General features: G+C 65.7%; 22 protein-coding genes and 1 pseudogene. 19 read left to right on the top strand and 4 right to left on the bottom strand.

Features of this window, described 5'->3' with window-relative positions:
* Positions 1 to 11: 11 nt before the first annotated feature.
* Positions 12 to 935: a phenylacetic acid degradation operon negative regulatory protein PaaX gene (gene paaX / locus N0B28_RS15315; RefSeq protein WP_054915441.1), complete on the bottom strand. Its 924-nt coding sequence runs from the start codon at positions 933 to 935 to the stop codon at positions 12 to 14.
* 73 nt (positions 936 to 1,008) lie between these two features.
* Complete coding sequence (gene paaY, locus N0B28_RS15310) at positions 1,009 to 1,605, bottom strand: phenylacetic acid degradation protein PaaY (RefSeq protein ID WP_043863012.1); 597 nt, start codon at positions 1,603 to 1,605, stop codon at positions 1,009 to 1,011.
* Positions 1,606 to 1,866: 261 nt separating this feature from the next.
* Between paaY and paaF the strand changes: the two genes are divergently transcribed.
* The 18 genes and pseudogenes from paaF (at position 1,867) to N0B28_RS15220 (ending at position 21,176) form a co-directional block, all read left to right on the top strand.
* A complete protein-coding gene (paaF, locus tag N0B28_RS15305; RefSeq protein ID WP_275727260.1) occupies positions 1,867 to 2,640 on the top strand; it encodes a 2,3-dehydroadipyl-CoA hydratase PaaF in 774 nt (257 codons plus the stop codon).
* Between the two features lie 44 nt (positions 2,641 to 2,684).
* Entirely contained in the window at positions 2,685 to 3,476 is a 792-nt protein-coding gene (paaG, locus tag N0B28_RS15300; protein WP_043863010.1) for a 2-(1,2-epoxy-1,2-dihydrophenyl)acetyl-CoA isomerase PaaG, read from the top strand.
* Between the two features lie 2 nt (positions 3,477 to 3,478).
* Positions 3,479 to 5,053: a 3-hydroxyacyl-CoA dehydrogenase PaaH gene (gene paaH, locus N0B28_RS15295; protein WP_275727257.1), complete on the top strand. Its 1,575-nt coding sequence runs from the start codon at positions 3,479 to 3,481 to the stop codon at positions 5,051 to 5,053.
* Positions 5,046 to 5,495 carry a hydroxyphenylacetyl-CoA thioesterase PaaI gene (paaI, locus tag N0B28_RS15290; RefSeq protein WP_043863008.1) on the top strand — a complete coding sequence of 150 codons (450 nt, stop codon included), beginning with the start codon at positions 5,046 to 5,048 and terminating at the stop codon, positions 5,493 to 5,495. The genes paaH and paaI overlap by 8 nt, the downstream gene beginning before the upstream one ends.
* On the top strand, positions 5,488 to 6,693 hold the full coding sequence (gene pcaF / locus N0B28_RS15285; RefSeq protein ID WP_058541129.1) for a 3-oxoadipyl-CoA thiolase: 1,206 nt from the start codon (positions 5,488 to 5,490) through the stop codon (positions 6,691 to 6,693). Before paaI ends, pcaF begins: the two co-directional genes overlap by 8 nt.
* An 82-nt stretch (positions 6,694 to 6,775) precedes the next feature.
* Positions 6,776 to 8,092 carry a phenylacetate--CoA ligase PaaK gene (gene paaK, locus N0B28_RS15280; protein WP_054915437.1) on the top strand — a complete coding sequence of 439 codons (1,317 nt, stop codon included), beginning with the start codon at positions 6,776 to 6,778 and terminating at the stop codon, positions 8,090 to 8,092.
* A gap of 229 nt (positions 8,093 to 8,321) precedes the next feature.
* On the top strand, positions 8,322 to 9,311 hold the full coding sequence (paaA, locus tag N0B28_RS15275) for a 1,2-phenylacetyl-CoA epoxidase subunit PaaA (RefSeq protein ID WP_054915436.1): 990 nt from the start codon (positions 8,322 to 8,324) through the stop codon (positions 9,309 to 9,311).
* 25 nt (positions 9,312 to 9,336) lie between these two features.
* On the top strand, positions 9,337 to 9,618 hold the full coding sequence (gene paaB, locus N0B28_RS15270; RefSeq protein WP_043863004.1) for a 1,2-phenylacetyl-CoA epoxidase subunit PaaB: 282 nt from the start codon (positions 9,337 to 9,339) through the stop codon (positions 9,616 to 9,618).
* An 8-nt stretch (positions 9,619 to 9,626) separates the two neighbouring features.
* On the top strand, positions 9,627 to 10,391 hold the full coding sequence (gene paaC / locus N0B28_RS15265; protein WP_088515418.1) for a 1,2-phenylacetyl-CoA epoxidase subunit PaaC: 765 nt from the start codon (positions 9,627 to 9,629) through the stop codon (positions 10,389 to 10,391).
* Positions 10,378 to 10,911: a 1,2-phenylacetyl-CoA epoxidase subunit PaaD gene (gene paaD / locus N0B28_RS15260; RefSeq protein ID WP_054915435.1), complete on the top strand. Its 534-nt coding sequence runs from the start codon at positions 10,378 to 10,380 to the stop codon at positions 10,909 to 10,911. The genes paaC and paaD overlap by 14 nt, the downstream gene beginning before the upstream one ends.
* Before the next feature lie 31 nt (positions 10,912 to 10,942).
* Positions 10,943 to 12,019, top strand: a complete 1,077-nt coding sequence (gene paaE, locus N0B28_RS15255) for a 1,2-phenylacetyl-CoA epoxidase subunit PaaE (protein ID WP_275727248.1) — start codon at positions 10,943 to 10,945, stop codon at positions 12,017 to 12,019.
* A 118-nt stretch (positions 12,020 to 12,137) separates the two neighbouring features.
* On the top strand, positions 12,138 to 12,446 hold the full coding sequence (locus N0B28_RS15250) for a DUF485 domain-containing protein (protein ID WP_043863000.1): 309 nt from the start codon (positions 12,138 to 12,140) through the stop codon (positions 12,444 to 12,446).
* Positions 12,443 to 14,005, top strand: a pseudogene (locus N0B28_RS15245) (cation acetate symporter); the annotation flags it as partial. The gene N0B28_RS15250 and the pseudogene N0B28_RS15245, both read left to right, overlap by 4 nt.
* A 31-nt stretch (positions 14,006 to 14,036) precedes the next feature.
* Entirely contained in the window at positions 14,037 to 15,278 is a 1,242-nt protein-coding gene (locus N0B28_RS15240; protein WP_043862998.1) for an OprD family porin, read from the top strand.
* A 32-nt stretch (positions 15,279 to 15,310) separates the two neighbouring features.
* Entirely contained in the window at positions 15,311 to 17,365 is a 2,055-nt protein-coding gene (paaZ, locus tag N0B28_RS15235) for a phenylacetic acid degradation bifunctional protein PaaZ (protein ID WP_275727244.1), read from the top strand.
* 244 nt (positions 17,366 to 17,609) lie between these two features.
* On the top strand, positions 17,610 to 19,703 hold the full coding sequence (locus N0B28_RS15230) for a PQQ-dependent dehydrogenase, methanol/ethanol family (RefSeq protein WP_275727242.1): 2,094 nt from the start codon (positions 17,610 to 17,612) through the stop codon (positions 19,701 to 19,703).
* An 88-nt stretch (positions 19,704 to 19,791) separates the two neighbouring features.
* On the top strand, positions 19,792 to 20,658 hold the full coding sequence (locus N0B28_RS15225; protein ID WP_043862995.1) for a transporter: 867 nt from the start codon (positions 19,792 to 19,794) through the stop codon (positions 20,656 to 20,658).
* A 128-nt stretch (positions 20,659 to 20,786) separates the two neighbouring features.
* The gene (locus N0B28_RS15220) at positions 20,787 to 21,176 is read left to right on the top strand and encodes a hypothetical protein (RefSeq protein WP_147303882.1); all 390 of its coding nucleotides are present in this window, start codon (positions 20,787 to 20,789) and stop codon (positions 21,174 to 21,176) included.
* A 95-nt stretch (positions 21,177 to 21,271) separates the two neighbouring features.
* Here N0B28_RS15220 and N0B28_RS15215 read toward each other — a convergent pair whose 3' ends face one another.
* Positions 21,272 to 22,519, bottom strand: a complete 1,248-nt coding sequence (locus N0B28_RS15215; RefSeq protein WP_275727236.1) for an MFS transporter — start codon at positions 22,517 to 22,519, stop codon at positions 21,272 to 21,274.
* A gap of 103 nt (positions 22,520 to 22,622) precedes the next feature.
* Here N0B28_RS15215 and N0B28_RS15210 point away from each other — a divergent pair, with 103 nt between their 5' ends.
* Complete coding sequence (locus N0B28_RS15210) at positions 22,623 to 23,591, top strand: AraC family transcriptional regulator (protein ID WP_043862992.1); 969 nt, start codon at positions 22,623 to 22,625, stop codon at positions 23,589 to 23,591.
* Between the two features lie 126 nt (positions 23,592 to 23,717).
* Here N0B28_RS15210 and N0B28_RS15205 read toward each other — a convergent pair whose 3' ends face one another.
* Complete coding sequence (locus N0B28_RS15205) at positions 23,718 to 24,026, bottom strand: DUF3077 domain-containing protein (RefSeq protein WP_078480193.1); 309 nt, start codon at positions 24,024 to 24,026, stop codon at positions 23,718 to 23,720.
* Positions 24,027 to 24,669: the final 643 nt, after the last annotated feature.

Raw genomic sequence — 24,669 nt, 5'->3', positions numbered from 1 at the left:
CGCGCTGCAGGTTAGCGCAGCCCGCCGAAGCGCCGGTAGAAGTTTTCGCTGGCATCGGGCAGCGGGCCGTCTGCGGTTTCCATCGCACTGCTCAGCCACTGTTCGGCCGGGGCACAGGTCAGTCGATACAGGTTGCGGCACAGCTGGCGTGCGGCGCGGCCCTCCCAGTCGCCCGGCAGCAGTTCGTCGGGCAGGTGCGGGTCGCGCAGCAGCAGCTTGCGGTACTCGTGAATCAGCAGCAGGCGCACCATGAAGCAGTCCATCGGCTGCAGGCTGTCCTGCTCGCGCAGCGCCTGCCACACCGGGCGAAACAGCTGGATGAACTCGCTGTACTGCGCCCCCAGCTCCTCGATACGCCAGCTTTCGCGCACCTGGGCACGCAAGGCGCGGGAGGCCATCACGTCCTGGCCGGTGGTCTCGAACAGGATGGTGTCTTCCAGCGCATCCAGGTCCAGCAGGGTGGCGTTGATGTCGGTGCGGTCGGCCCGCGGGCTGGCCAGCACCACCGGCGAGATGGCGCCAAAGCCTTGCCATTCGAGCTCTTCGCGCACCTGCTTGCGCTTGTCGGCAGACAGCTGGGTGAGCATCGCCAGGTGCCAGGAGCCATCCCACTGCGGCACCACCGAGCTGTACACCCGCTTGAAGGCCTTGTCGAAACGCCGCCGCCCGGCACCGGTGAGGCTGTAGTAGCTGCGCCGGCCGACCTTTTCGGCGGTCAGCCAGCCTTCCTTGGTCAGGCGGAACATCGAGGTGCGGATCAGCCGCTCGTTGATGCCGAAGGGCTCGAGCAACTGGATCAGGCTGCCCAGCCACACGGTGCCGCCGTGGGGTTCGATGGCATCGCCATACAGGGTGACGATCAGCGAACTGGCACGGATCGGGATCTGTTCCTGGAAACGGGTGACGAGCTGATTGAGGGGCGCGAGCGACGACATGGAGGATCCGCTGGGTGAAACCCCGGAATATAACTGCCGTTTGTCCTTCAAGGCCAGCGTTGCCGCCGGCACTTCAGGCCGTGTGGTTTTTCGGGCGGAACGTACTGTCGCTGACACGTCTGCGGTCCTGTTCGGGTTGGCTCAAGGGGCTGCATTCCACCATCTGCTCCAGGCAGCGCCGGGTCAGTGCGTGGTACTCGCCCGTGCCGCCCTGCTTCCAGTGCACTTCAGCGTCGCTCAGGCTGCGTTTTACCTGGGCCGGCGAGCCCACCACCAGCGAGCGGGGCGGGCAGTCGAAGCCGGCCTTGACGAAGGCGGTGGCACCGACGATCGAGCAGGCACCGATCACGGCGCCGTCCATGACCACCGCATTCATGCCCACCAGCGCATCGGCACCGATGCGGCAGCCGTGCAGCACGGCGCCGTGGCCCACGTGCCCGTTGCGCTCGATCACCGTGTCGCTGTCGGGGAAGCCGTGCATCACGCAGGTGTCCTGCAGATTGGCGCCCTGTTCGAGAATGATGCGTCCGAAATCGCCGCGCAGGCTGGCCAGCGGGCCTACATAGCAGTCGGGGCCGACGATCACGTCGCCAATCAGCACCGCCGAAGGGTGCACGTAGGCGCTGGGGTCGATGACCGGGGTGATTCCGCCAAGGCTGTAGCAGGTCATGTCGGTTTCCTGTGGACGGGGATGACAGCGAATATAACGTATTGTTACTTGTTTGCAATGCTTTGATGTATCGCTTCTTGGCGCTTTACTCGCTATAAGCGCAGTGTTTGCTGGGTTTGTTTGGCACGCATGGAAAATAAATAGACACAGACAAGTCGCGGTAATGTTGATTTTGTGTATCGTATTGTGGCTATACTCTGCCGCAATCGGCCTCGACCCAACAATAACAGCCAGCCTCGACTGGCCCGTGCGGTGACCGTCATGCCTGACACCCTGTTGCTTGATAACTCCCACGCCGGCATCTGCCTGGTGACGCTGCACCGCCCCGAGGTGCTCAATGCCCTCAACACCCGCCTGCTCGGCGAGCTGGCAGCCGAACTCGAGCGCCTGGAGCGTGACGACAGCTGCCGCGCCGTGGTGCTCACCGGCAGCCGCAAGGCGTTTGCCGCCGGCGCCGACATCAACGAGATGGCCGAGCGCGATGCGGTGGGCATCCTCAACGACCCGCGTGTTGCCTGTTGGCAGCAGATCAGCCGCTTCAGCAAGCCCCTGGTGGCGGCCGTCAACGGCTTTGCCCTGGGCGGTGGCTGCGAGCTGGCGATGCACGCCGACATCATCGTGGCGGGCGTGGATGCGCGCTTCGGCCAGCCGGAAATCAACCTGGGCATCATGCCTGGCGCCGGCGGTACCCAGCGTCTGCTGCGCGCGGTGGGCAAGTCCATGGCCATGCAGATGGTGCTCACCGGCGAGCCCATCGATGCGCGCACCGCGCAACAGGCCGGCCTGGTCAGCGAAATCACCCAACCCGAATTCACCGTCGAGCGCGCCATGCAGATCGCCCAGGCCATCTCGCGCAAGGCCCCGCTGGCCGTGCGCCTGGCCAAGGAATCGCTGCTCAAGGCCATGGATACCGACCTTGCCAGCGGCCTGCGTTTCGAGCGCCACGCCTTCACCGTGCTGGCCGCCACCGATGACCGGCGCGAGGGCATCAGTGCCTTTCGCGAAAAACGCGCCCCGGTGTTCACCGGCCGCTGAGTGCGCCGGCCCCTTTTACTTCAACCTTGCGAGCGGTACTGGTCATGACCTTCGAGCACATTCTTTTCGACATAGACGACGGCGTGGCCTTTCTGCGCCTGAACCGTCCCGAGCAACTCAACAGCTTCAACGCGCAGATGCACGCCGAAGTGAAGGAGGCGCTCAAGCAGGTACGCGCCAATGCCCAGGTGCGTGTGCTGCTGCTTACCGGTGAAGGGCGCGGCTTCTGTGCCGGGCAGGACCTGTCCGACCGCAACGTCGCGCCCGGTGCGCAGATGCCCGACCTGGGCGAGTCCATCGAAAAATTCTACAACCCGCTGATTCGCGCCCTGCGCGATTTACCGCTGCCGGTGATCTGCGCGGTCAACGGCGTGGCCGCCGGCGCCGGGGCGAACATCCCGCTGGCCTGCGACCTGGTGCTGGCGGCGCGGTCGGCCAGCTTCATCCAGGCGTTCTGCAAACTCGGCCTGGTGCCCGACTCGGGCGGTACCTGGTTCCTGCCGCGGCTGGTCGGCGTGGCGCGGGCCAAGGCCCTGGCGCTGCTGGGCAACAAGCTGTCGGCCGAGCAGGCCGAGCAGTGGGGGCTGATCTACCGCTGCGTCGACGACGAGGCCCTGCGCGACGAGGCCCTGGGCCTGGCGCGACAGCTGGCGACACAGCCCACCTCGGGCCTGGCACTGATCAAGCGAGGGCTCAATGCCAGCCTGGACAACAGCCTTGACCAGCAACTGGACCTGGAGCGCGACCTGCAGCGCCTGGCCGGGCGCAGCGAGGACTACCGCGAGGGCGTGGCCGCCTTCATGGCCAAGCGCGCCCCCGTGTTCAAGGGGTGCTGAGCATGAGCGCACTGGACACAAGCGTTGTGGTGGCGGTGATCGGTGCCGGGGCCATGGGCGCCGGCATTGCCCAGGTGGCGGCGCAGGCCGGGCATCCGGTGCTGCTGCACGACAGCCGCCCGGGGGCGGCGAGCGCGGCCATCGAGGGGCTGGGTGTGCAACTGGGCAAGCGGGTGGAGAAGGGCAAGCTCGACCCCGCGCAGCGCGAGGCCACCCTGGCGCGCCTGCACGCGGTGCAGGCGCTCGACGAGCTGGCGGACGCTGGGCTGGTGATCGAGGCCATCGTCGAGAACCTCGACGCCAAGCGCGAGCTGTTTGCTCGCCTGGAAGCAATCTGCACGGCCGACTGCGTGCTGGCCAGCAACACCTCGTCGCTGTCGATCACCCGCATCGCGGCCGGCCTGGCGCGGCCCGAGCGGTTCGTGGGCGTGCACTTCTTCAACCCTGCGCCGGTCATGGCGCTGGTCGAGATCGTCTCGGGGCTGGCCACGGCGCCGCAGGTAGCGGCCAGCCTGTATGCAACGGCCAGGGCCTGGGGCAAGGCGCCGGTGCATGCCAGCTCCAGCCCGGGCTTCATCGTCAATCGCGTGGCGCGCCCGTTCTATGCCGAAAGCCTGCGCCTGTTGCAGGAGGGTGCGGCCGAGTGCGCCACGCTGGATGCGCTGATGCGCGAGGCCGGCGGCTTTCGCATGGGCGCGTTCGAGCTGACCGACCTGATCGGGCATGACGTCAACTACGCGGTCACCTGTTCGGTGTTCGATGCCTATTACGGCGACATGCGCTTCCAGCCGTCGCTGATCCAGGCGGCGCTGGTGGATGCCGGCCGGCTGGGGCGCAAGAGCGGGCAGGGGTTCTATGACTATGGGCCCTCGGCCGCGCGCCCGGTGGTCAGCGAGCTGCGCAGTGGTTTGCGCATCGAGGCCTGTGAAGTCGAAGGCGACCTGGGCATTGCGCAGGGCTTGCTGGCGCGTATCGAGGCGCACGGCATCAAGGTGTTGCGGGCCCCATCGCGGGTCGAGACCGCGCCCACCGGTCGTTGTGGGAGCGGACTTGACCCGCGATGCGGGCACGCAGTCATACGCGTGGGCGACGCCGTGCTGGCCCTGACCGACGGTCGCCTGGCCAGCCAGCGTGCCCGCGACGAAGGCTTGAACAACCTCGTGCTGTTCGACCTGGCGCTGGACTACGCCACCGCTGGGCGCATCGGCATCAGCTGGTCCGCCGACACCACCCCCGCTGCCCGCGACCAGGCTGTGGCCTTGCTGCAGGCCGCGGGCCTGGTGGTCAGCCCGCTGGCCGACGTGCCGGGGCTGCTGGTGATGCGCACCGTGGCCATGCTTGCCAACGAAGCCGCCGACGCGGTGCTGCAGGGCGTGGCCACGGCGGCGGATGTCGACCTGGCCATGCGCAAGGGCGTGAACTACCCCCAAGGCCCGTTGGCCTGGGCCGACGCCATCGGCCCGACGCAGGTGCTGGCGGTACTCGACAATCTGCAGGCCGCCTACGGCGAAAGCCGCTACCGGCCATCACTGCTGCTGCGGCGCACGGTCGCCGAGGGGAGGGCATTGCATGACTGACCTGAACGCCACCGAGCTTGCCAGCCAATGTGCCCAGGCCATGCTCGCCCGTGACCGCGCCAGCCTCGCGCTGGGCATGCAACTGCTGAGCGTCGCGCCGGGCAGGGCGCGCCTGAGCATGCCGGTGCGCGCCGACATGATCCAGGGCCATGGCACCTGCCATGGCGGCTACATCTTCACCCTGGCCGACTCGGCGTTTGCCGTGGCCTGCAACACCTACAACCAGGTCACCATCGGCCTGGGCTGCAGCATCGACTACATCGCCCCGGCACTGATGGGCGACACGCTCAATGCAAGTTGCGTGGAGCAGAGCCGTGGCGGACGCACCGGCAACTACGACGTGCGTGTGGAAAACCAGAACGGGCAGCTGATCGCGCTGTTCCATGGCAAATCTTACAAGGTGCAAGGCACAGTGCTTGCCCAGGAGACCGCAGATGAATGACGCCCTTATCATCGACGCCGTGCGCACCCCCATCGGGCGCTATGCCGGCGCGCTGAGCACGGTACGTGCCGACGACCTGGGCGCGGTGCCGCTGCGTGCGCTGATGGCGCGCCACCCGCAGGTGGACTGGTCGCAGGTGGACGACGTGCTGTTCGGCTGCGCCAACCAGGCCGGCGAAGACAATCGCAACGTGGCGCGCATGTCGGCGCTGCTGGCCGGCCTGCCGATAGACGTGCCGGGCACCACGGTCAACCGCCTGTGCGGCTCGGGCATGGACGCCATCGGCCTGGGCGCACGCTCGATCCGCAGTGGCGAAGCCGGCCTGCTGCTGGTGGGCGGGGTAGAGTCGATGTCACGCGCCCCGCTGGTGATGGGCAAGGCCGAACAGGCCTTCTCGCGCCAGGCGCAATTGTACGACACCACCATTGGCTGGCGCTTCGTCAACGCCGCGATGGAAAAGGCGTATGGTATCGACTCGATGCCGGAGACTGCCGAAAACGTCGCCGCACAGTTCGGCATCTCCCGTGCCGACCAGGACGCCTTCGCCCTGCGCAGCCAGCAACGTGCGGCGGCTGCCCAGGCCAGCGGGCGCCTGGCGCAGGAGATCGTGCCGGTGTCGATTGCCCAGCGCAAGGGCGAGCCCAGGCGCGTCGAGCACGACGAACACCCGCGTGGCGACACCACGCTGCAGATGCTGCAACGCCTGGGTACGCCGTTTCGCGAGGGCGGCAGTGTCACGGCGGGCAATGCCTCGGGGGTCAACGACGGTGCCTGTGCGCTGCTGCTGGCAAGCCCGGCGCAGGCTGCGCGCTTCGGGCTCAAGGCCCGTGGGCGGGTGGTGGCGATGGCCACGGCTGGCGTCGAGCCGCGCATCATGGGCATCGGCCCGGTGCCGGCCACGCGCAAGGTACTGGAACTGGCCAACCTGAACCTGGCCGACATGGATGTCATCGAGCTGAACGAAGCCTTCGCCGCGCAGGGCCTGGCGGTGCTGCGCGAGCTCGGGCTGGCTGACGACGACCCGCGGGTCAACCCCAATGGTGGCGCCATCGCCCTGGGGCATCCGCTGGGCATGAGCGGCGCTCGCCTGGTGACCACCGCACTGGTGGAACTGGAGCAGCGCGGCGGGCGGTACGCGCTGTGCACGATGTGCATCGGCGTGGGGCAGGGTATCGCGATGATCATCGAGCGAACCTGAGCCAGCAACACAGCGGGAGCCGTGCAGCTCCCACACTCGGGCCCGTCAGGGGCTGAACCATAAAAAGAATCAGAGTGAACACATGAACATGGCCGCCTTGAACACTGCTGTACTCGACCCGCTGGAGACCGCCAGCATCGATGAACTGCGCCAGCACCAGCTTGACCGCCTGCGCTGGAGCCTGTCCCACGCCTACCAGAACGTGCCGCTGTACCGCCAGCGCTTCGACCAGTTGGGGGTGCACCCCGACGAGGTGCGTTCGCTGGACGACCTGGCCCGATTCCCGTTCACCACCAAGACCGACCTGCGCGACAACTACCCCTACGGCATGTTCGCCGTGCCCATGCATGACGTGGTGCGGGTGCACGCCTCCAGCGGCACCACCGGCAAGCCGACGGTGGTGGGCTACACGCAGAACGATATCGACACCTGGGCCAACGTGGTGGCGCGCTCGATCCGCGCCGCGGGCGGGCGCAAGGGCGACAAGGTGCATGTGTCGTACGGCTACGGGCTGTTCACCGGCGGGCTGGGCGCGCATTACGGCGCCGAACGCCTGGGCTGCACGGTGATCCCGATGTCGGGCGGGCAGACCGAGAAGCAGGTGCAACTGATCAACGACTTCCAGCCGGACATCATCATGGTCACGCCCTCGTACATGCTCAACCTGGCCGACGAGATCGAGCGCCAGGGGCTGGACCCGCACAAGCTGGCGCTGCGCCTGGGGATCTTCGGTGCCGAGCCGTGGACCGACGAGCTGCGTCGCTCCATCGAGCAGCGCATGGGCATCACCGCGCTGGATATCTACGGGCTGTCGGAAATCATGGGCCCGGGCGTGGCCATGGAGTGCGCCGAGACCAAGGACGGGCCGACCCTCTGGGAAGACCACTTCTACCCCGAAATCATCGACCCGGTGACCGGTGCGGTGCTGCCCGACGGGCAGATGGGCGAGCTGGTGTTCACCTCGCTGAGCAAGGAGGCGCTGCCGATGATCCGCTACCGCACCCGCGACCTGACGCGACTGTTGCCCGGCACCGCGCGGCCAATGCGGCGCATCGACAAGATCACCGGGCGCAGCGACGACATGCTCATCGTGCGCGGGGTCAACGTGTTCCCGACCCAGGTCGAGGAACAGGTTCTGAAAATAAAACAGTTTTCAGAGTGCTATGAGATTTATCTGTATCGTGATGGAAATCTCGACACGGTGGATGTGCACGTGGAACTGCGCGCCGAATGCCAGCACTACGACGAGGCCCAGCGCAGGCTGCTGACCGCCGAGTTGGGCAAGCAGATCAAGACCTACATCGGCATCAGCACGCGCATCGTGCTGCAGCCGTTGGGCACGCTGAAACGTTCGGAAGGCAAGGCCTGTCATGTGTACGACAAGCGTCTGGCCAGCTGATAGCTGATGGCTGCCGAAGCCCCGACCTGGTCGGGGCTTTTTTTGTTCTTGGGTAAAGCGTGTTTCCTGTAGGAGCGGGCTTGACCCGCGATGGAGCGCGTAGCGGTCCGCTTTCAGAGCAAAGCGATACAAAAAAACATTAGATACACTAAAAAGCTGTTTGATATTGAATTGTGTATCGCTTATAAATACTCCCATGCCCAACCAGCCTTGAGGCGGGAGCCCGAACATGTACGCACAGCTTGTCGAAACCGGCGTCAAACGCATCAAGTCCCTGGACGAGATGTCGCCCCAGGAACGTGCCTTCCAGGAAAAGATCGACGCCGAAATCAAGATCGAAGCCAAGAACTGGATGCCCGACGCCTACCGTCAGACCCTCATCCGCCAGATTTCCCAGCACGCCCACTCCGAGATCGTCGGCATGCTGCCCGAGGGTAACTGGGTCACCCGTGCCCCGACCCTCAAGCGCAAGCTGCAGCTGATGGCCAAGATCCAGGACGAAGCCGGCCACGGCCTGTACCTGTACAGCGCCATGGAAACCCTGGGCGCCGATCGCGACGAAGAGATCGCCAAGCTGCACAGCGGCAAGGCCAAGTACTCCAGCATCTTCAACTACCCGACCCTCAACTGGGCCGACATGGGCGCGGTGGGCTGGCTGGTGGATGGCGCGGCCATCGTCAACCAGGTGGTGCTGCAGCGCACCTCCTACGGCCCCTACGCACGGGCCATGGTGCGCATCTGCAAGGAAGAGAGCTTTCACCAGCGCCAGGGCTACGAGATTCTGCTGACCATGATGCGCCACGGCACCCAGGCCCAGAAGGACATGGTGCAGGACGCGATCAACCGCCTGTGGTGGCCGGCGCTGATGATGTTCGGCCCCAGCGACGACAACTCGCCCAACAGCGCGCAGTCGATGGCCTGGAAAATCAAGCGCCAGAGCAACGACGAACTGCGCCAGCGCTTCGTCGACCAGACCATCCCGCAGCTCGAACTGCTGGGCTGCACCGCCCCCGACCCCGACCTGAAGTGGAACGCTGAGCGCGGCCACTACGATTTCGGCGCCATCCAGTGGCAGGAATTCTTCGACGTGCTCAAGGGCAACGGCCCGTGCAACCAGGAACGCCTGGCCACCCGGCGCAATGCCATCGAAAGCGGCGCCTGGGTGCGTGAAGCCGCCGTCGCCTACGCCCGCAAACAACAGAACAAGAACGCCGCCTGAACCGGCGACTGATGGGAGATACACGATGTCTGTCTGGACCCTCTACGAAGTGTTCGTGCGCAGCAAGCACGGCCTGAACCACAAGCATGTGGGCAGCGTGCATGCCGCCGACGACGCCATGGCCATCGAGAACGCCCGCGAGCTGTACACCCGCCGCAGCGAAGGCGTAAGCCTGTGGGTGGTGCCCTCGGCGCTGATCGTGGCCTCCTCGCCGGACGAGAAGGACCCGCTGTTCGACCCGGCCGACGACAAGGTCTACCGGCACGCCAGCTTCTACGAGCTGCCCGACGAAGTCGGACACATGTGAGGTCGACCATGAACAGCACCCAAGACGATCTGATCCATTACCTGCTGCTGCTGGGCGACAGCGCCCTGATCCAGGGCCAGCGCCTGTGCGAGTGGTGCGGAAAGGCGCCGGCCATCGAGGAAGAGCTGGCGCTGATGAACGTTGGCCTGGACCTGGTGGGCCAGGCGCGCAACTGGCTGGACTACGCCGCCGAGCTGCTGGCCGACGGCCGCGATGCCGACGACCTGGCGTTTCGCCGCGATGAACGCGCCTACCGCAACCTGCTGCTGGTGGAGCAGCCCAACGGCGATTTCGCCGTGACCATGGCCAAGCAGTTCCTGTTCGACGCCTGGCACCTGCAGGTGCTCAAGGGCCTGTGCGACTCCACCGACCTGCGCATCGCCGGCATCGCCGCCAAGGCGCTCAAGGAGGTCACCTACCACCTGCGTCGCTCCAGTGAATGGGTGCAGCGCCTGGGTGGCGGCACCGACGAAAGTCGCCGGCGCATGCTCGCGGCCATCACGCAGGTGTGGCGCTTCACCGTGGAGCTGGCCAGCGGCAGCGAGGCTGAAACCCGCCTGGCCGCAGCGGGCATCGGCGCCGACCCGGCGCAGGTCGGCGCGGCATGGCTGCACCAGGTCGAGGCCACCTTCGCCTCGGTCGAACTGCCGCTGCCGCCTGCGGCCAGCCACTTCTACCTCAGCGGACGTACCGGCATGCACACCGAGCACCTGGGCATCCTGCTGGCCGAAATGCAGTTTTTGCCACGGGCCTACCCCGATGCAACCTGGTGAGCTGATCGCCAGCGACCACGGTGCGCGGGCACTGCGGGCCGATGACCTGAGCCACGCCTGGACGGTGCTGGAGCAGGTGATGGACCCGGAAGTGCCGGTGGTCAGCGTGGTCGACCTCGGGATAGTGCGCGACCTGCACTGGCAGGCCGGCCACCTGCACCTTGTGGTCACGCCGACCTATTCGGGCTGCCCGGCCACCGAGGTGATCGAGGGCGATATCCGCCAGGCGCTGGAGCAGGCCGGGTTCGCCGCGCCGTGCCTGGAGCGGCGCCTGACGCCGGCCTGGAGCACCGACTGGATCACCGAGCAGGGGCGCGAGCGCCTGCGTGCCTATGGCATCGCGCCGCCCGTGGGCAGTGCCAGCAAGCGCAGCCTGCTGGGCGAAAGCCCGCAGGTGCTGTGCCCGGTGTGCGCCAGCAGCCACACCGAGCTGCTCAGCCAGTTCGGCTCCACGGCCTGCAAGGCCCTGTACCGGTGCCGCGAGTGCCTGGAACCTTTCGACTATTTCAAATGCATCTGAGCGCGCTGGCGCCGTGCAGCGGGAGAACAGCATGAGTCAATTTCACAGCCTGACCATCAAGGATGTGCGCGCCGAGACCCGCGATGCGGTGTCGATTGCCTTCGAGGTGCCGGCGCACCTGCAGGACGATTTCCGTTTCACCCAGGGCCAGTACCTGGTGATGCGCACGCAACTGGACGACGAGGAAGTGCGCCGTTCGTACTCGATCTGCAGCGGCGTGGAAGACGGCGAACTGCGCGTGGCGATCAAGCGCGTGGCCGGCGGGCGCTTCTCGGCGTTTGCCAACGAGGTGCTCAAGGTCGGCCACCGCCTCGAAGTGATGCCGCCTTCGGGCAGCTTCCACGTGCCACTGGACCCGACCCGTCGCGGCAACTACCTGGCGGTGGCGGCGGGCAGCGGCATCACGCCGATCCTGTCGATCATCAAGACCACCCTGGAGCGCGAACCCGACAGCCGCTTCACTTTGCTCTACGGCAACCGCTCAAGCTCCGGCGCGCTGTTTCGCGACAAGCTCGAAGACCTGAAGAACCGCTACCTGCAACGCCTGAACCTGATCTTCGTGTTCAGCCGCGAGCAGCAGGACGTGGACCTGTACAACGGGCGCATCGACGCCGACAAGTGCGGTCAGCTGTTCTCGCGCTGGCTCGACCCCAGGGCGCTGAACGCCGCCTTCATCTGCGGCCCGCAGGCGATGACCGAGACCGTGCGCGACAGCCTCAAGGCCAATGGCATGGCGGGGGAGAAGATCCATTTCGAGCTGTTCGCAGCGGCGGGCGACGAACGCAAGCGTGAGGCCCGCGAGGCGGCGCGCCAGCTGGACGCCGCCGTCAGCCAGATCACCGTGATCAGCGACGGTCGGGCGCTGGCCTTCGACCTGCCGCGCAACACCGTCAGCGTGCTGGATGCCGGCAATGCCATCGGCGCCGAGCTGCCGTACTCGTGCAAGGCCGGGGTGTGCTCGACCTGCAAGTGCAAGGTCATCGAAGGGGAGGTGGAGATGGACAGCAACCACGCCCTGGAGGACTACGAAGTGGCGGCGGGGTATGTGCTGTCGTGCCAGACGTACCCGGTCAGCGACAGGGTGGTGCTGGACTTCGATCAGGTCTGATAACGCGTCGGTCCCATCGCCGGCAAGGCCGGCTCCTACACGGCGATGAGGCCCGCCTGAACACCGCAACACCTGTGTGCCCTGAAAACTAAAACAACAACACCAAGAGAGCGCCCCAATGACCCCCGAAGACATCGACAGCATCTGCAAGCACCCCGACTTCAAGCAACTGGTACGGCGCAAGCAGCGCCTGAACTGGTCGCTGACCCTGGCCATGCTGGTCATCTACTACGGCTTCGTGCTGCTGGTGGCGTTCTCCCCCAGCACCCTGGGGCAATCGCTCAGCGGCGGCGTGACCACCGTCGGCATGCTGGTCGGCGTGCTGGTGGTGCTGGTGTCCTTCGGCCTCACCGGGATCTACGTGTACCGCGCCAACAACGTGCTCGACCCGCTCAACGACAAGGTCCGCCAGGAGTGCGCGAAATGAACTGGACAGCCATCAGCATGTTCCTGCTGTTCGTCGTGTTCACCCTGGGCATCACCCGCTGGGCCGCACAGCGCACCCGCTCGGCCAGTGACTTCTACACCGCAGGCGGCGGCCTTACCGGCTTTCAGAACGGCCTGGCCATCGCCGGCGACATGATCAGCGCCGCCTCGTTCCTGGGCATTTCCGCGATGATGTTCCTCAACGGCTACGACGGCCTGCTGTACGCCCTGGGCGTGCTGGCCGGCTGGCCGATCATCCTGTTCCTGATTGCCGAGCGCCTGCGCAACCTGGGCAAGTACACCTTCGCCGACGTGGTGTCGTACCGCCTGGACCAGACCCCGGTACGCCTGACCTCGGCCCTGGGCACCCTGACCGTGGCACTGATGTACCTGGTGGCGCAGATGGTCGGCGCCGGCAAGCTGATCGAGCTGCTGTTCGGCATCAGCTACCTGTATGCGGTGATGCTGGTGGGCGTGCTGATGGTGTTCTACGTGACCTTCGGCGGCATGCTCGCCACCACCTGGGTACAGATCATCAAGGCCGTGCTGCTGCTCTCGGGCACCAGCTTCATGGCGTTCATGGTGCTCAAGCACTTTGGTTTCAGCACCGAGGCGATGTTCAGCGCCGCCACCGAGGTGCACGCCAAGGGCACCGCGATCATGGCCCCGGGCGGGCTGCTGTCCAACCCCATCGACGCGATTTCCCTGGGCCTGGGCATGATGTTCGGCACCGCCGGGCTGCCGCATATCCTGATGCGCTTCTTCACCGTGAGTGACGCCAAGCAAGCGCGCAAGAGCGTGTTCTACGCCACCGGCTTCATTGGCTACTTCTACCTGCTACTGATCATGGTGGGCTTCGGCGCCATCGTGATGGTCGGCACCGACGCAAGCTACCGCGACGTCAACGGCGCGATCATCGGCGGCGGCAACATGATCGCCGTGCACCTGGCGCAGGCCGTGGGCGGCAACCTGTTCCTGGGCTTCATCTCGGCCGTGGCCTTCGCCACCATCCTGGCAGTGGTGGCCGGGCTGGCGTTGTCCGGCGCCTCGGCGGTGTCCCACGACCTGTACGCCTGCGTGATCCGCAAGGGCCAGGCCACCGAGAAGGAAGAGATGCGCGTGTCGCGCATCGCCACCCTGGCCATCGGCGTGCTGGCGATCATCCTGGGCCTGATGTTCGAGTCGCAGAACATCGCGTTCCTGTCCGGGCTGGTGCTGGCGATTGCCGCCTCGGTGAATTTCCCGGTGCTGTTCCTCTCGATGTACTGGAAGGGCCTGACCACCCGTGGCGCGGTGATCGGCAGCATGAGCGGGCTGGTCTCGGCCATCGTGCTGCTGGTGCTCAGCCCGGCGGTGTGGGTCAACGTGCTGCACAACGAAACGGCGCTGTTCCCCTACAGCAACCCGGCGCTGTTCTCCATGAGCCTGGCGTTCCTGGGCGCCTGGGTGTTCTCGGTCACCGACACCTCGGAGCGGGCAGCGCAGGAACGCGGCCGCTACCTGGCGCAGTTCATCCGCTCGATGACCGGCATCGGTGCCGCAGGCGCAAGCAAACACTAATAAACCAAAACGATTGTCGGGTATAAAAATAATGAACCACATTCGCTTCATGCCGGCTTCGCTGCTGGCCGGCTTTGCCTTGCCCCTGGTCGCCGCGCCGGCCCTGGCCGACTTCATCGACGACAGCCATGCCAAGGTCGAGTTGCGCAACCACTACATCAATCGCGATTTTCGCCAGAGCAACGCGCCGCAATCCAAGGCCGAGGAGTGGGCCCAGGGTTTTACCGTGAAGTTCGAGTCCGGCTTCACCGATGGCCCGATCGGGGTAGGCGTCGATGCCATGGGGCAACTGGGCATCAAGCTCGACTCCAGCCGTGATCGGCGCGGCACCGGGCTGCTGCCGTTCGGGCCCGACAGCCTGGAACCAGCCGACGACTACAGCGAGCTGGGCCTGACCGCCAAGCTGCGCGCCTCAAAGAGCGTGCTGCGCCTGGGTACCTTGCAGCCGATCCTGCCGGTGGTGGTATACAACGACACCCGCCTGCTGGCCGCCAGCTTTCAGGGCGGCCTGCTGACCAGCCAGGAGATCGACGGCCTGACGTTCAACGCCGGGCGGCTGACCAAGGCCAACCTGCGCGATTCCTCCAGCCGCGACGACATCGGCTACGGCGCGGCCAGCAGCGACCGCTTCGATTTTGGTGGCGGCACCTATGCCTTCACCCCGCAACTGAACCTGACGTACTACTACGCCAAGCTCGACCAGATCTACCGTCAGCAGTTCGTCGGCCTGGTGCACACCCAGCCGCTGGGCGAGGGCCTGAGCCTGCGCAGCGACCTGCGCTATTTCGACAGCCGTGGCGACGGCGCCGAGCGGGCAGGGCGCATCGACAACCGCAACTTCAACGGCATGTTCACCCTGGCCAGCGGCGCGCACAAGGTCAGTGCCACCTTCCAGCAGATGTCGGGCGACAGCGCCTTCCCGTTCCTCAACGGCGGCGACCCGTACACCGTCAACCTGGTGACCTACAACACCTACACCCGCGCCGGGCTCGACTCCTGGCAACTGCGCTACGACTACGACTTCGTCGCCCTGGGCATCCCGGGCCTGAGCTTCATGACCCGCTACACCGACGGGCGTCATGCCAGGACCGCGACCGTGGACAACGGCCGCGAGCGCGAACGCGACACCGACATCACCTACGTGGTGCAGAGCGGCCCGTTGAAAAACGTCAGCCTGCGCTGGCGCAACGTCACCTTCCGCTCAGGCAACGGCTTGACCAACAGCCTGGACGAGAACCGCCTGATCATCGGCTACACCCTGGCGCTGTGGTAAGCGCGCCCCTTAAAAGAACCGGAGGACACCTCATGTCTGTTGCCCCAACCTTGCAAAGCTTCATCGCCGGCCGCTGGCTCGGCCAGCATGGCGCGCAGCCGCTGCGCAGCGCCCTGGACGGGCACGTATTGGCGTACAGCCATGAAGAGCGGCCCGACTTTGCCGAAGCCATCGAGCATGCGCGCCGTGACGGCCTGCGCAGCCTGATGGCGATGGACTTCCAGCAGCGTGCCGCGCGGCTCAAGGCCCTGGCGCTGTACCTGGCCGAGCGCAAGGAACAGCTCTACGCACTGTCCCACCACAGCGGCGCAACCCGCGCCGACAGCTGGATCGACATCGAGGGCGGCAACGCCACGCTGTTCGCCTATGCCGGCATCGGCAGCCGCGAACTGCCCTCGGGCAACCTGCTGCACGAAGGCCCGGCCATCCCGCTGGGCAAGCAGGGCACCTTCGCCGGCAGCCACATCCTGGTGCCGCGTGCGGGGCTTGCGGTGCACATCAATGCGTTCAACTTCCCGATCTGGGGCATGCTCGAAAAGTTCGCGCCGACCTTTCTGGCCGGCATGCCGTGCATCGTCAAGCCGGCCACCTCCACCAGCTACCTGACCGAGGCGGTGGTGCGCCTGATGGATGAGTCCGGCCTGCTGCCGGCCGGCAGCCTGCAACTGGTGGTGGGCAGTACCGGCGACCTGCTCGACCGCCTGCAAGGCCAGGACGTGGTGACCTTCACCGGTTCTGCCGACACCGCGGCCAAGCTGCGTGTGACCCCGAACCTGATCCGCCACTCGGTGCCGTTCACCGCCGAGGCCGACTCGCTCAACTGCGCGATCCTGGGCCCGGACGTGAAGCCGGACGATGCCGAGTTCGACCTGTACATCAAGGAAGTGGTGCGCGAGATGACTACCAAGGCGGGGCAGAAGTGCACCGCCATCCGCCGCGCCATCGTGCCGGCCAAGCACCTGGACGCCGTGGCCACGCGCCTGCGCGAGCGCCTGAGCAAGGTGGTGGTGGGCGACCCGTCGGTGGAGGGCGTGCGCATGGGCGCGCTGGCTTCCCATGACCAGCAGCGCGACGTGGGCGAGCGGGTGCGCAGCCTGCTGCAGAGCTGCGACCAGCTGTTCGGTGCCAGCGATGGTTTCGAGCCACGGGGCGAGGGCGTGGGCGAAGGGGCGTTCTTTGCGCCGACCCTGCTGCAGGCACGCGACCCGCATGCCGACGGCGGTGCCCACGACATCGAGGCCTTCGGCCCGGTGAGCACGCTGATGGCCTACCACGACCTGGACGAAGCGCTGGCGCTGGCCGCGCGCGGCAAGGGCAGCCTGGTGGCCAGCCTGGTGACCGCCGACCGCGAGGTGGCAGCCAAGGCCATTCCGGTGGCTGCGGCCTGGCACGGTCGGTTGCTGATCCTCGACAGCGAGGCGGCGGCGGAGTCCACCGGGCACGGTTCGCCCTTGCCGCAACTCAAGCACGGCGGCCCTGGGCGTGCCGGTGGCGGCGAAGAGCTGGGCGGGCTGCGGGCGGTCAAGCACTATCTGCAGCGTGCGGCAGTGCAGGGTTCGCCGAGCATGCTGATGGCGGTGACCGGCGAGTATGTGCGCGGTGCCCAGGTGTTCGAGAGCGAGGTGCACCCGTTCCGTCGTCACTTCGAAGAGCTGCGCATCGGCGAGTCGCTGCTGACCCATCGACGTACCGTGACCGAAGCGGACCTGGTGAACTTCGGCTGCCTGTCGGGGGATCATTTCTACATGCACTTCGACGACATTGCGGCCAGGCAATCGCAGTTCGGCAAGCGCATTGCGCATGGCTACTTCGTGCTGTCGGCGGCGGCGGGGCTGTTCGTGTCGCCGGGCGAGGGGCCGGTGCTGGCCAACTATGGCCTGGACACCCTGCGTTTCATCAGCCCGGTGGGAATTGGCGACACCATCCAGGCGCGCCTGACCTGCAAGCGCAAGATCGATCAGGGCAAATCCAGCCCGCTGGGCCAGCCGCAAGGGGTGGTGGCGTGGGATGTGGAAGTGACCAACCAGCTGGGTGAGCTGGTGGCCAGCTACGACATCCTGACGCTGGTGCTCAAGCGCCCGGCCTGACCTTGTTCGCCTGTAGGAGCCGGCCTTGCCGGCGAAGGGGCATGACTGGCCAGCGTGCCATGTCCTCTTCGCCGGCAAGGCCGGCTCCTACAGGCCAAGGGGCCGGGCCTGCAAACCAATATGGCACGCACACAAAAATACCTGGCACACACGCAAGCGCTTTACCCCCTCCGACTTTGCTCTAATCCCGTCATGGCCTGCCACGCCACTCATTGATCCACCCAGAACGGGATAACAATAAAAAATGAAACGCTTGATGCCGCTTGCCGTGCTCTACGTGTCAACGCTCGCCCACGCCGGCACGCCCGGCAACATCGACGCCAACCGACTGCTCAACGCCAACCAGGACGCCGCCAACTGGCTCGCCCACGGGCGTACCTACGACGAACAACGCTTCAGCCCGCTGACCCGCATCAACGACCAGAACGTCGCCGGGCTTGGCCTGGCCTGGACGCAGAAGCTCGACATCGATCGCGGTACCGAAGCCACCCCCATCGTGGTCGACGGCGTGATGTACACCACCGGTGCCTTCAGCATCGTGTATGCCTTCGACGCCGCCAGCGGCAAGCCGCTGTGGAAGTACGACCCCAAGATCCCCATGGAAAAACTCAGCCAGGGCTGCTGCGACGTGGTCAACCGCGGTGTGGCCGTGTGGCAGGGCAAGGTCTACGTGGGCAGCTTCGATGGGCGCCTGATCGCCCTCGATGCGGCCACCGGCAAGGAGGTGTGGAGCGTCGACACCGTTCTGGACCCCAACAAGAGCTACACCATCACCGGCGCCCCGCGCATCGTCAAAGGCAAGGTGCTGATCGGCAACGGCGGCGCCGAGTTCGGCGTGCGCGGCTATATCACCGCCTACGATGCCGATACCGGCAAGCAGGCCTGGCGCTTTTTCACCGTGCCCGGCGACCCGGCGCTGCCACCGGAAAACGAGGCCATGGCCAAGGCCATGAAAACCTGGAAGGGCAATGGCTGGGTCAAGTGGGGCGGTGGCGGCACCGTATGGGACTCGATGTCCTACGACCCCGAGCTGGACCTGCTGTACGTGGGCACCGGCAACGGCTCGCCGTGGAACTACCAGTTCCGCAGCCAGGGCGAGGGCGATAACCTGTACCTGTCGTCGATCGTCGCGCTGCGCCCGGAAACCGGCGAGTACGTGTGGCACTTCCAGGTGACGCCCGGCGATCGCTGGGACTTCACCGCCACCCAGCAGATCGTGCTGGCCGACATCCAGATCGACGGCAAGACCCGCAAGGTGCTGATGCAGGCACCCAAGAACGGTTTCTTCTACGTGATCGACCGCACCAACGGCGAGTTCATCTCGGGCAACAACTTCGTGCAGGTGAACTGGGCCAGCGGCCTGGACCCCAAGACCGGGCGCCCCATCCTCACCGACCAGGCCGACTACGCCAAGGCGCCGAAGGTGATACAGCCAAGCTTCCTCGGCGGCCACAGCTGGCACCCGATGTCGTACAACCCCAACACCGGCTATGTGTACATCCCGGCCCAGGACACCGTGGCCGAACTCAAGGCCGCCGACAAGCCGCTGTTCCTGCCGACCAAGTCGGTGGTGAACTTCGGCCTGGACGTGCCCGACCTGCCGGAAGACCCGAAGGTGCTCAACCAGATCCGCAGCGCCTGGCGCGGCCACCTGATTGCCTGGGACCCGGTCAAACAGCAGGCCGCCTGGACCCACGACTATGTCGAGTCCGGCAACGGCGGCACCCTCAGCACCGCCGGCAACCTGGTGTTCCAGGGCACCTCGGACGGCCGCGTCATGGCCTTCAGCGCCGACAAGGGCAAGCAGCTGTGGGAGCACCGCGCCAACTCCGGCGTGCTCGGCGGGCCGGTCACCTATGAGGTCAAGGGCGAGCAGTACGTGGCGTTCATGGCCGGCTGGGGCGGCATCATGCCGCTGATCGCAGGCGGCCTGACCGACAAGGGCAAGGTGCAACCCGAATCCCGCGTGCTGGTGTTCAAGCTTGGCGCCAAGGGCGAACTACCGCCGCCGCGCAAGGCGCCGGTGCTGCCACCGCAGGTGCCCGCGCTGACCGCTTCGGCGGATGAAATCGCCCAGGGCCGCACCCTGTTCAACGGCATGTGCGGCGCCTGCCACGGCCTCAACGCCGCCAGCGGCGGGGTGATCCCCGACCTGCGCTACCTGGGCGCCGACAAGCACCAGGCCTTCGTCGGCATCGTCAGCGGTGCGTTCATGAGCAAGGGCATGCCGAGCTTTGCCGGGGTACTGGACATGCCGCAGATGCAACTGATCCAGCAATACATCATCAAGCGCAGCCTTGACCTGCGCGCCGCCGCCGACGCCACTGCGGCGCAGTAAGCCACCCCTCGACCCCGCTCGCCAGGCGTGCGAGCGGGGCAGCCTCAACCCGTTCCAATAACAATTAACCGGTAGACAGGTGACCCCCATGAAAGCGCTTTTGCACAAAGGCGGCGCATTGCCGTGCTCGCTGTTCCTTGCCCTGTGCGCCAGCCCCGCGCTGGCCGATGTACGCCCCGACTCCGGCGACTATGCCGCGCTGCCACCGGGCACCGACCTGGCCTTGCTGTACCAGCAGAACCCGCGCATCGACCGCTCGTACATGGGCGGCAAGCGGGCCGCCGACAACCTCGACCTGGACCTGACCGTGGGCGTGCTGCGTCTGGTGCACTTCACCGAGTTCTTCAACACCGGCCTGATCTGGGACCCGCAGATCATCATCCCCTACGGCCATCAGGAAATCGGCGCCACCGGCCAGAAGAACAGCGGCCTGGGCGACATCACCTTCGGCGCCACGGTGTGGAGCCTGGCCGACATGGAGCGCAACCGCCACCTGGGCTGGTCGCTGTTTGTCACCGCGCCCACCGGCGCCGACAAGAACCAGGGCTTTGCCCTGAGCGGCAACCGCTGGGCGGCGGACTTCCAGGTGGGCTATGTGCACGGCTTCAACGAGCGCTGGACGTGGGACGTGATCGCCGAGACCGAGTTCTACCAGGAGCAGCGCGACACCGGTGCGCACCGTGACCCGCTGATCCAGTTGCACAACCACCTGCGCTACAACTTCACCCCGGCCACCTCGGTGGCGCTGTCGTACCGGCACAACTGGGGCTCGCGCGAGACGCTGGACGGGCAGACCCTGGAAACCAGCCACAACAACGGCACGGTCGGCCTGTCGGCGACCACCATGCTGGGCAAGCAGTGGCAGGTAATGGGGCAGTACTGGCGGGATGTGGACGTGCGCTCGGGGCCCATGACCGACCATTCGCTGCAGTTCAGGTTGGCGTATATCTACTGAGGCGAGCCTGACGCACACCGGGTGAGGGGCACCCGGTGTGGTCACACGCCATGGCCGGGCTTAGACTGCGTGGCTTGGGCCTGTCAGTCGCCACGCGCCGGGCCGGACACTTGAACTGTGACGTGAACATGAAGCTCAAACTGTGCCTGCTGCTGCTTGTTTGCCCACCGCTGTTGGCCCAGGAGTTCGCCTGCCAACTGGGTGGCAAGATCGTTCCCGTTGCCGAGTATCGGCAGCCGACCCCTGTCTTCACCCGGCTGAAAAATGACGGGCATCCGATGACGGCCTTCGGCTTTTCAATTGCGCACAGTCAGGTGCTGGGGGCCGACAAAGCCACGCGTGACTATTGCCAGTCGCTGATCGCAACAACGCGCACCGTGCTGTTGTCAGGTCAGTACCCGGCTGATCACTTTCACCCGGGCCAGACCCTGTCGCTCAAGCATGTGCATCGCGACCGCCATGTCTGGCCTTACTGGCCAGACTATTACTGGCTCGCAGATAGCCCCCGGGGCCGCTGACCGATTCTTCGCTGCCGTGTCGCCTGGCGTGTATCGACCAAGGGGAGGGCGGCGCGCAAGGCGCTATCGCGGATCGGCGCCGCAGAGCTGAATCATCAGTGGCGTGCCGACCGGTTCAGCACAGCGGCCTCTACCGAAGGAACTCGCACCCGCAGTGCAATCAGCAACGCGGCCAGCAGCATCAGCACCGCCGCCGCCACGAATACGCCTGCGCTGCCACCGAGGCTGAACATTGCCCCACCCGCGGCCGCGCCTGTGGCGATGGCCGACTGTACCGACGCTACCACCATGCCCCCGGCGCTTTCCGCCTGGTCAGGGACCGCGTTGGCGACCCAGTTCGACCACGCCACCGGCACACCGCCAAAGGCCAGGCCCCATACCGCCAGCAGTACGGCCTGCCCCGGCACCGACGCCGGCAACAGGACCAGCGCCAGTGCCGCAACGCCCACCAGCGCGGGCATCGACACCAGGGTGGCCAACGGGTGGCGAGCAAGCATCCACCCGGCCACCAGGGTGCCGACAAAGTTCGCCACACCAAAACCCAGCAGCATCAGCGACAGCCCCTGCGGGCCAATGCCGGTCGTGCCTTCGAGAAATGGCCGAACATACGTGAACATCGCGAAGTGGCCGCTGTGCACCAGCACACAACCGAACATCCCCATGGCAATGCCTGGGCGCAGCAATACTTCAAGCACCGTGCGCAGGCGTGCCGGGCGGCGCGGCGCAAGGCTCGGCAGCGTGATTGACTGGAACGCCAGGGTCACCACGCCCACCGCCGCCGCTGCAAAGAACGCGCTGCGCCAGCCATATAGCCCACCCAGATAACTACCCAGCGGAACCGCAACCACCGTCCCGATGGCGATGCCACTGAAAATGATCGAGAGCGCTCGCGGCAACAATGCCCCCGGCACCAGACGCATCGCCACCGCCGCCGCCATGCTCCAGAACCCGCCAAGCGCGATGCCCAGCAAGATACGCATCAGCAACAGCACCGCGAAACTGGAGGAAACGGCGACCAACAGATTGGACGCGATCATCAACGTGGAAAAACCCAGCAACACCCAGCGGCGATCGATGCTGCGAGTCAGGCCTGGCACCAACAGGCCGGCGAACAGCGCCACCACGGCTGTCACCGTTACCGCCTGGCCAGCCAGCGCTTCGGATACCCCCAACTCGGTCGCCATTGGCGTCAACAGGCTGGCCGGAAGGTACTCCGCGGTCAGCAAGCCGAACACGCCCATGGCCAGCGAGAACACGGCCATCCACGCGGGGGTTGCAGGTTCTGCATCCGGCCCGGCGCCGGGACGGCTGTCGGGTACGGCATTGCAAACAAGGTCAGTCATTGCACGGATCTCCCAATCTTCAATTGCGACCCGCAGTCTAGGCGCGAGAATCCGGATGATCTATGATCGAAAAACTCGATTTTTTGACCAGAACACCTGAATCATGCCGACGGACCCCTCTGCCTTCTCTTCCGATCTCATCAACGAGCTGTTGCGCGGCATGCGCCTGCGCGGTGTCGACTACCGGCGTATCCAGGCGGGCCCGGCCTTCGGCTTGGGCTTCGCTGCCAAACCCGGGCATGCCTGGTTCCACTTCCTGGCGGTCGGCAACGCGGTGCTGCGCATGGAAGACGGCACAACCTATGCGCTGTGCGCCGGTAACGCCGTCTTCATCTCCCATGGCGCGGCCCATCAATTGCTCTCGGATACACACGTGCCCGTGCAGCAAATCGACCTTCTGGACGGCGAGCCGCTGGGCGACGCCGTCAGCGCGGTGGACACCGGAACCGATGTCGGTGCCATGCCGACCACGCTTTTGTTCAGTGGCTGCATGGAGTTCGAATTGGGCAGCCTGCATGGCCTTGGCAAGCTGATGCCGGGCCTGATGCTGATTGATGCCGGCGGCCAGCGTTACCCCGGGCTGGTGCCGATTCTCACCACCATGGAGCGCGAGGTCAGCGCCGCACGCATCGGCTTCGCCGGCATCCTCGCGCGGTTGGCCGACGTGGTCGCCGCCATGGTCGTTCGAGGTTGGGTCGAGTGCGCCTGCGGTAACGCCTCTGGCCTGGTTGCCGCCCTGCGCGATCCGCGCCTGGCTGGTGCACTGCTGGCGCTGCATCAACAGCCGGGCCGCGACTGGACCGTCGAGCAGTTGGCGGAGCAATGCAATACGTCCCGCTCGGTCTTTGCGGAGCGTTTTCAATTGACGATTGGCATGACCCCGCTGCGCTACGTCACCGAAGTGCGAATGCGGCTTGCCAGCCAGTGGCTGACGCTGGAAAGGTTGCCGATTGAAGAGGTCGCGCAGCGTTTGGGCTATACGTCTCAGGCGGCGTTCAGTCGGGCGTTCAAGCGTGTTACGGGTAAGACGCCTGGGTTGAGTCGCAGGTTAAGGCAGTCGGCTGCCGTCTGAAGCTGAGTGGGATGGGCGAGTGGGCCATCTTGGGCGGCCTTGGCACTATTTGAGACAAGGCCGAACGCGGTCGCTCGCACCTCTTTGCTTTTGATAGGCCGCGTGTGCGGCCCGTGTGTTGCGTCATCAGTTACTGACCGCTTTCGCCTCCATGCCATCAAGCACCGACTCGATCAATGCGTTGCTCAATTCCAGCGAATGTTGCGAGGCCATCAGCAGGCTTTTGAACTGCTCATCGGCGCGTTCGCAGGCTTGTGCGGTGGTGTCCCTTGCACACTGGATCATGATCGACAGGTAGACCAGCGCATCTTCGAGCTTGATGTCTTCGCGCACGGAAAACAGGGGAGGGTGATCGCCGTGGCAACAGCCGAAGGAGGTGTAGGCGGGTTTGCGCGGGGTGTTGGGGAGTGGGGGATCAGGGACGATTTTTGTCATTGTGCAGCTCCTTGATTGGTGGAGCCGACCAGCATCGTGACCAAACGATGGGTGGCGGCTGTACGCAGGTTGGTCAACCGGGAATCAAGGAACCCGGCGCGCACGAATGCGCCCCACGCACAGCCGCCATAACACGAAACAGCAGACACAAAAAAGCGCCACTGATTCGGATGCGGCGCTTTGTGCGCCTTGATTTATCTCAGGTGACCAAACCTGGACGCTGGATTTACAGCGACTGAGCAAGGTTAACGGGGTTGGGGTGGGGATTCAAGTTTCTGGCAGAGGGAAGGAGGAGGCGTTACCGTCTGAGTGCTGATGCATTCATTTTGACGATCTGGCTTGCTTTTGAATTCAAAGGTTTAAGGCGCGCAGAGCGGCCTGCGCTTGAGGCTGACTAATACGTTGCAGTCTGTTGCGGCAGCTAGAGATTCTGGCCGTATGCGGTCTTGGGTGAAAGACCGCTTACGACCCATGGCGGACTGTAGTTGCGCCACTCCTAGAGTCTCAAACAGGATGCAAGGTCGAGACTGCCCCCGAATCTCCCCGACCAGGGTTACCCACGTGTTCAGCGTTCCTGATTGCCATGGGTGTACTCAGTTTGGCAAGGGGGTTAACTGCTGGCCGGATCGCGAAAAATCGCCTA

Origin of the sequence: Pseudomonas sp. SD17-1, from assembly GCF_029201585.1 — a bacterium.
In the GTDB taxonomy this organism is placed as follows: domain Bacteria; phylum Pseudomonadota; class Gammaproteobacteria; order Pseudomonadales; family Pseudomonadaceae; genus Aquipseudomonas; species Aquipseudomonas palmensis.
The sequence above is the reverse complement of the archived record's forward strand: the minus strand, read 5'-3'. Positions and strand labels throughout refer to the sequence as shown.

Excerpts from the sequence above, each read along its gene's own strand:
- paaX (WP_054915441.1), bottom strand. The coding sequence starts at position 935 with ATGTCGTCGCTCGCGCCCCTCAATCAGCTCGTCACCCGTTTCCAGGAA.
- paaY (WP_043863012.1), bottom strand. The coding sequence starts at position 1,605 with ATGACCTGCTACAGCCTTGGCGGAATCACCCCGGTCATCGACCCCAGC.
- paaF (WP_275727260.1), top strand. The coding sequence starts at position 1,867 with ATGCCTGACACCCTGTTGCTTGATAACTCCCACGCCGGCATCTGCCTG.
- paaG (WP_043863010.1), top strand. The coding sequence starts at position 2,685 with ATGACCTTCGAGCACATTCTTTTCGACATAGACGACGGCGTGGCCTTT.
- paaH (WP_275727257.1), top strand. The coding sequence starts at position 3,479 with ATGAGCGCACTGGACACAAGCGTTGTGGTGGCGGTGATCGGTGCCGGG.
- paaI (WP_043863008.1), top strand. The coding sequence starts at position 5,046 with ATGACTGACCTGAACGCCACCGAGCTTGCCAGCCAATGTGCCCAGGCC.
- pcaF (WP_058541129.1), top strand. The coding sequence starts at position 5,488 with ATGAATGACGCCCTTATCATCGACGCCGTGCGCACCCCCATCGGGCGC.
- paaK (WP_054915437.1), top strand. The coding sequence starts at position 6,776 with ATGAACATGGCCGCCTTGAACACTGCTGTACTCGACCCGCTGGAGACC.
- paaA (WP_054915436.1), top strand. The coding sequence starts at position 8,322 with ATGTACGCACAGCTTGTCGAAACCGGCGTCAAACGCATCAAGTCCCTG.
- paaB (WP_043863004.1), top strand. The coding sequence starts at position 9,337 with ATGTCTGTCTGGACCCTCTACGAAGTGTTCGTGCGCAGCAAGCACGGC.
- paaC (WP_088515418.1), top strand. The coding sequence starts at position 9,627 with ATGAACAGCACCCAAGACGATCTGATCCATTACCTGCTGCTGCTGGGC.
- paaD (WP_054915435.1), top strand. The coding sequence starts at position 10,378 with ATGCAACCTGGTGAGCTGATCGCCAGCGACCACGGTGCGCGGGCACTG.
- paaE (WP_275727248.1), top strand. The coding sequence starts at position 10,943 with ATGAGTCAATTTCACAGCCTGACCATCAAGGATGTGCGCGCCGAGACC.
- N0B28_RS15250 (WP_043863000.1), top strand. The coding sequence starts at position 12,138 with ATGACCCCCGAAGACATCGACAGCATCTGCAAGCACCCCGACTTCAAG.
- N0B28_RS15240 (WP_043862998.1), top strand. The coding sequence starts at position 14,037 with ATGAACCACATTCGCTTCATGCCGGCTTCGCTGCTGGCCGGCTTTGCC.
- paaZ (WP_275727244.1), top strand. The coding sequence starts at position 15,311 with ATGTCTGTTGCCCCAACCTTGCAAAGCTTCATCGCCGGCCGCTGGCTC.
- N0B28_RS15230 (WP_275727242.1), top strand. The coding sequence starts at position 17,610 with ATGAAACGCTTGATGCCGCTTGCCGTGCTCTACGTGTCAACGCTCGCC.
- N0B28_RS15225 (WP_043862995.1), top strand. The coding sequence starts at position 19,792 with ATGAAAGCGCTTTTGCACAAAGGCGGCGCATTGCCGTGCTCGCTGTTC.
- N0B28_RS15220 (WP_147303882.1), top strand. The coding sequence starts at position 20,787 with ATGAAGCTCAAACTGTGCCTGCTGCTGCTTGTTTGCCCACCGCTGTTG.
- N0B28_RS15215 (WP_275727236.1), bottom strand. The coding sequence starts at position 22,519 with ATGACTGACCTTGTTTGCAATGCCGTACCCGACAGCCGTCCCGGCGCC.
- N0B28_RS15210 (WP_043862992.1), top strand. The coding sequence starts at position 22,623 with ATGCCGACGGACCCCTCTGCCTTCTCTTCCGATCTCATCAACGAGCTG.
- N0B28_RS15205 (WP_078480193.1), bottom strand. The coding sequence starts at position 24,026 with ATGACAAAAATCGTCCCTGATCCCCCACTCCCCAACACCCCGCGCAAA.